Raw genomic sequence first — 5,374 nt, forward strand, 5'->3', positions numbered from 1 at the left:
TTCCGTGCCGCCTCGAGGAGCGTGTACGTGCCGATGATATTCGTCTCGAGGAACGGGCGAGGATCGTCGAGCGAGTTGTCGTTGTGGCTCTCGGCCGCGTAGTGCACCACCGCATCCAGCTCGCCGACCTCGTTCTCGGAGCGCGGAGCGCCCTGACCGCCAGCGCACACGTGGCGGACGCATCGATGACCAGGGCGGGCGCGACCGGCGCCCGCGACGAGGAGGAGTGAGCGAATGGCAGCTGTGCGCATCGGCCGATCGGTGGTCGGACCCGGAATGCCCGTCTACGTCATCGGCGAGATCGGGCTGAACCACAACGGCGACGTCGACATCGCCAAGCGGCTGATCGATGTCGCCGTCGAGTCCGGCGCGCAGGCGGTGAAGTTCCAGAAGCGCACGCCCGAGATCGCCACGCCCGAGCACATGCGGGAAGTGCCCCGAGAGACGCCGTGGGGCACGATGACCTACCTCGACTATCGCCACCGCGTGGAGTTCGGCGAGGCCGAGTACCTCGAGATCGCCTCGTACGCGCTGCGGGCCGGCATCGACTGGTTCGCCTCGCCCTGGGACGTGCCGTCGGTCGAGTTCCTCGATCGGCTCGACGTCGTGGCGCACAAGATCGCGTCGGCGTCGGTGACCGACCTCGTGCTCCTCGAGGCCGTGGCCGCGACCGGCAAGCCCGTCATCCTGTCGACCGGCATGTCGACCATCGACGAGATCGACCGTGCGGTCGACGTGCTCGGCACCGATCGGCTCGTGCTCATGCACGCCACCTCGAGCTACCCCATGCCGGCCGAGGAGGCGAACCTGCGCATGATCGGCACGCTGGAGCGCCGCTATCCCGGGGTGCCCGTCGGCTACTCCGGCCACGAGCGGGGTCTCCAGATCTCGCTCGCCGCCGTGGCCCTCGGAGCCGTCGCGGTGGAGCGGCACATCACGCTCGACCGTGCCATGTGGGGCAGCGACCAGGCGGCCTCGCTCGAACCGCAGGGCCTCGAGCACCTCGTGCGCGACATCCGCGTCATCGGCGAGGCCATGGGTGACGGCGTGAAGCGGGTCTTCCCGGGCGAGGAGGCGCCGCGCGCCAAACTCCGCCGGGTGCCCGCGTGACCGATGGCACGCTGCTCGTCGTCGCCGACACCGACTCGTACGTGAAGTGGGGCGCCTCGCTCGCGTCGCAGCTGCCAGACGGGTGGCGGGCGCGGCTCGTGTCGTCGCAGCACGCCGATGATCTCGCGAGTCGCGCGGTTGATCGGCACGGCGAGTCCGAGGCCGACCCCGGCGACGGCGGTGTTCACGCCGACCATGCGGCCCTGCCCGTCGGCGAGCACGCCCCCCGAGTTGCCGGGATTCAGCGCGGCGTCCGTCTGGATCACCTCGTCGATGACCCGCCCCGACGCCGTCGGCAGCGACCTGCCGAGGTTCGACACGATGCCCGCGGTGACGCTGCCGGCCAGCCCCATCGGATTCCCGAGGGCGACCACCAGCTGGCCGACCCGCAGGGCCGTGGCATCACCGAGCGGCACGGGCGGCGGCACCGGCCCCCTGGCGCGGAGCACGGCCAGGTCCGACAGCACGTCGCGGCCGACGACGTCGACGGTCACCGACGTGCCATCGCCGAAGGTCGCCTCGGCCGACACGGAACCGGCGACCACGTGGGCGCTCGTCAGCAGCACCCCCGCATCGGAGATCACGCTCGCGCTGCCCGCACCTCCCCCGCGCGGCGAGCGCACCGCCAGGCTCGCGACGCTCGGCAGCACCTCGCGCGCGACGCGGGTGACGACGGCCGAGTAGGCGTCGAGGGGATCTTCGCTGGTCACAGGGAAATCATCGCCCCGCGGCGGCGTGCGGACCCCCGAGTTCGCCCGTGGCGGAACGGTCAGTCCCGGGCGCCGTCGCCGGCGGATCCTGCGCCCGCGGCGGCCCCGGGCTCGGCCGCCTCGGCCGTCGCGTCGAGCCCCGCGGCCCCTTCCGCCTCTGCCGCCTCGTCGCGCTCCCGCTCCACCGCGTCGCGAACCAGCCGGTACCAGAGGAAGATCGCGAATCCGGCGAACACCGCCCATTCGACGGCGTAGAAGATGTTGAGCCAGTTGAGCTCCACCGACTCCTCGGGCGGCGGCGACGAGATGGCCTCGAGCCCGGCGATGGGCTCGGCCGCCGTGACGTAGGCGAAGTACACGGGCCGGTCGTCGTAGTCGGCCCAGACGTTGATGAGCTGCGCCACCGCCACGCTCCGGATCGCCAGCGGGTCCTGGTCGTCGTCGGGTGCGATCGGCGCCTCGCTCGGAAGGAAGCGTCCGACCACCGTCACCTCGCCGCCGGACTCGGCGTCGGCGTCGAACCGCGCGGCCGCCTCGCGGGCGGTGTCGAGGTCGTCGGTCCAGCCGAGGGCCACGGGAAGGCCGCCGGGCGTGGCATCCGTCACCTCGAGGTGCGCCACCGGCCAGTAACCCATGGCGCCGTCGTTCAGCCGGCCCTCGACGACCACGGTGTCGCCGGGCACGAACGTGCCGGACACCTCGACGCGCTGGCCGGTCGAGGCCTGGAGGGTGGGGCCGTCGGGCTCGGCCACGTCGGCGAGCGGCCGCACCTCCTCGGTCGGCCGCTCCACGACCACGGCCTGCTCGACGGCGCGCTCGAGCTGCCACTGGCCGAGCAGCGCGAAGGCCGCGGCGATGCCGAGGGCGAGCAGGAGCGCGAGCACCCAACGCGGGCGCAGCATCATCTGGAGCATCAGGCCTCGGTGTCTCCGCCCGCGCCCTCGCGGATGGCCCGGAATACGACCTCGATGCCGTCGGTCGGCCCGACGGCGACGATCGTGTCGCCGGGCAGCAGCCTGAAGTCGGCCGGGGGCGACGGGTGCGCGTGGTCGTCGCGGACCACGGCCACGAGCACGACTCCCGATGCCACGGGCAGGTCGCCGATGGTGCGGCCGGCGATCGCGTCGTCGGCGTCGACGGTGACCCAGTCGATCGGCACGCCGGGCAGCTCGTCGAGCTCGGCGATGGACTCCACGATGCGCGTGCCACCGAGGAGCTCGGCGACGGTGCGCGCCTCGTCCTCGTCGAGGCGCACGGTGACGCCCTCGCCATCGTCGTCGCGTGCGCCCGCGGGCCTGCTGACGAGGTCGCTGGAGCCGGTGCGGTGCGCCACGACCGCGATCTCCGCCCCGTCGGTCGTGGTGATGGAGTGCAGCACGCCGACACCGGGGAGGGTGACGCGGCGGACATCGACCATGGCGCGGACTCTCCTCGGTGGGGGGTGGTTCAACGCCCCAGTCTAATCTCGCCCGCTCAGTCCACCTTCACGATGTCGGGCGCCTCGAGCCGCACCCGGTCGGCCGACTCGTCGTCGGGCTGCAACTGCGACTCCCGCTCGGCGGCGACGCGCTGCAGGTAGCGTTCGACCTCGAGGGCCTCGCGCGCCTCGTCCCAGCCCAGCACGCCGCCCATGAGCCGCGCGGCGACCGGTGCGGCCGACACCCCGCGGTCCCACGCCTCGATCGAGATGCGGGTGCGGCGCGCGAGCACGTCGTCGAGGTGCAGGGCGCCCTCGTGCGAGGCCGCGTAGACGACCTCGGCGCCGAGGTAGTCGTCGGCTCCGGGCAGCGGCTCGCCCAGCGAGGCATCCGCCCGGATCAGGTCGAGCAGCTCGTCGGTCATCGTGCCGTAGCGGTTCAGCAGGTGCTCGATGCGCACCTTGTGCACCCCGAAGGCGCGGGCGATCTTGCCGCGCTTGTTCCACGCCGCCTGGTAGCCCTCGGCGCCGAGCAGCGGGATCTCCTGCGTGGTGGAGGGCGGCACCCGGCCGTCCATCGCGTCTGCCGCGGCGTCGATGGCGTCCTTCGCCATCACGCGGTAGGTCGTCCACTTGCCGCCGGCCACGACGACGAGCCCCGGCACCGTGTGCGCGACGATGTGCTCGCGCGACAGCTTCGAGGTCTGGTCGCTCTCACCGGCCAGCAGCGGTCGCAGCCCGGCGTAGACGCCCTCGACGTCTTCGCGGGTGAGCGGCACCGCGAGCAGCGCGTTCACGTGCTCGAGCAGGTAGTCGATGTCGGCGGCGGTCGCCGCCGGGTGGGCCTTGTCGAGGTTCCAGTCGGTGTCGGTCGTACCGATGAGCCAGTGTCGGCCCCACGGGATCACGAACAGCACGCTCTTCTCGGTGCGGAAGATCATGCCCATCGCCGACTGGATGCGATCGCGCGGCACCACGAGGTGGATGCCCTTCGACGCGCGCACCTTGAACGTGCCGCGCTCGCCCACCATGCGCTGGGTGTCGTCGGTCCACACGCCCGTGGCGTTGACGACCTGCTTGGCACGGATCTCGAAGTGCTCGTCGGTCTGCAGGTCGTGCGCCTTGACGCCGACGACGCGCTCACCGACCTTGACGAAGCCCTCGACCTTCACCCGGCTCGCGACGTGCGCGCCGTAGAACGAGGCCGTGCGAGCGAGGCTCGCGACGTATCGGGCGTCGTCGACCTGGGCGTCGTAGTACGTGAGGCCGCCGACCAGTGCGTCGTTCGAGAGCGACGGGATGGCGCGCATGACCTGCCGCTTCGACAGGTGACGATGGTGCGGCACGCCCGGCGGGCGGCCACCGGTGTAACTGAAGACGTCGTAGAGGAGCATGCCCGCTCCGACGTAGATGCGCTCGAACACGCGCCGCTTGAGCGGGTAGAGGAAGCGCACCGGCTTCACGAGGTGCGGGGCGATGCGCTGCAGCAGCAGACCGCGCTCGATGAGCGCCTCGCGGACGAGTCGGAAGTCGAGCTGCTCGAGGTAGCGGATGCCGCCGTGCACGAGCTTCGACGATCGGCTCGACGTGCCCGACGCCCAGTCGCGTGCCTCGAGGAGTCCGGTCGAGAGCCCGCGTGTCACCGCGTCGAGTGCGGCACCCGTGCCGACGATGCCACCGCCGACGACGAGGATGTCGAGTTCCTTCTCCTTCAGCCGCCGGATGGCGGCCTCGCGCTCCTCGGGCCCGAGCTTCATCGAACGCGTCACCGACTTCTGCGTCGTCAGCCTCTGTGTCGCCATCGTCGCTCTCCGTCCCCGCGGCCGCACGACGCCGCCGCGTGATCCCGTTCCACGCTACCCGCTGGGTACGACGGATGCCACGGACGCGCAGGGGCTTGCGGCGAGGACTCAGGCGCCCTGGTAGGGCGCGACGACCACCTCGACGCGCTGGAACTCCTTGAGGTCCGAGTAGCCCGTGGTCGCCATGGAGCGACGGAGCGCCCCGACGAGGTTCGCGGTGCCGTCGGCCGCCGGGGCCGGCCCGTAGAGGATCTCCTCGAGCGCGGCGACCTGGCCGACGTGCACGCGCTGCCCGCGCGGGAGCTTCGAGTGGTGCGCCTCGGCGCCCCAGTGGT

4 protein-coding genes and 3 pseudogenes are annotated in these 5,374 nt (G+C 72.1%); 1 reads left to right on the top strand and 6 read right to left on the bottom strand.

Annotation, left to right across the window (positions count from 1 at the left end):
- Positions 1-122, bottom strand: a pseudogene (locus GH736_RS16420) (GDP-mannose 4,6-dehydratase); the annotation flags it as partial.
- A gap of 112 nt (positions 123-234) precedes the next feature.
- Here GH736_RS16420 and GH736_RS16425 point away from each other — a divergent pair.
- On the top strand, positions 235-1,110 hold the full coding sequence (locus GH736_RS16425) for an N-acetylneuraminate synthase family protein (RefSeq protein ID WP_159605243.1): 876 nt from the start codon (positions 235-237) through the stop codon (positions 1,108-1,110).
- Positions 1,111-1,214: 104 nt separating this feature from the next.
- On the opposite strand, the pseudogene GH736_RS16430 reads toward GH736_RS16425, so the two are convergent.
- The 5 genes and pseudogenes from GH736_RS16430 to GH736_RS16450 all read right to left on the bottom strand — a co-directional run.
- Positions 1,215-1,820 (bottom strand): annotated as a pseudogene (locus GH736_RS16430) (S1C family serine protease); the annotation flags it as partial.
- A 59-nt stretch (positions 1,821-1,879) separates the two neighbouring features.
- Positions 1,880-2,734: an SURF1 family protein gene (locus tag GH736_RS16435; protein ID WP_235934355.1), complete on the bottom strand. Its 855-nt coding sequence runs from the start codon at positions 2,732-2,734 to the stop codon at positions 1,880-1,882.
- Complete coding sequence (locus GH736_RS16440) at positions 2,734-3,237, bottom strand: cation:proton antiporter regulatory subunit (RefSeq protein ID WP_159605245.1); 504 nt, start codon at positions 3,235-3,237, stop codon at positions 2,734-2,736. Before GH736_RS16440 ends, GH736_RS16435 begins: the two co-directional genes overlap by 1 nt.
- A 56-nt stretch (positions 3,238-3,293) precedes the next feature.
- A complete protein-coding gene (locus tag GH736_RS16445) occupies positions 3,294-5,039 on the bottom strand; it encodes a glycerol-3-phosphate dehydrogenase/oxidase (protein WP_203230815.1) in 1,746 nt (581 codons plus the stop codon).
- A gap of 108 nt (positions 5,040-5,147) precedes the next feature.
- A pseudogene (locus GH736_RS16450) lies at positions 5,148-5,374 on the bottom strand (GuaB3 family IMP dehydrogenase-related protein); the annotation flags it as partial.

The sequence above is a fragment of the Agromyces humi genome (assembly GCF_009720255.1).
Classification (GTDB): Bacteria; Actinomycetota; Actinomycetes; order Actinomycetales; family Microbacteriaceae; genus Agromyces; species Agromyces humi.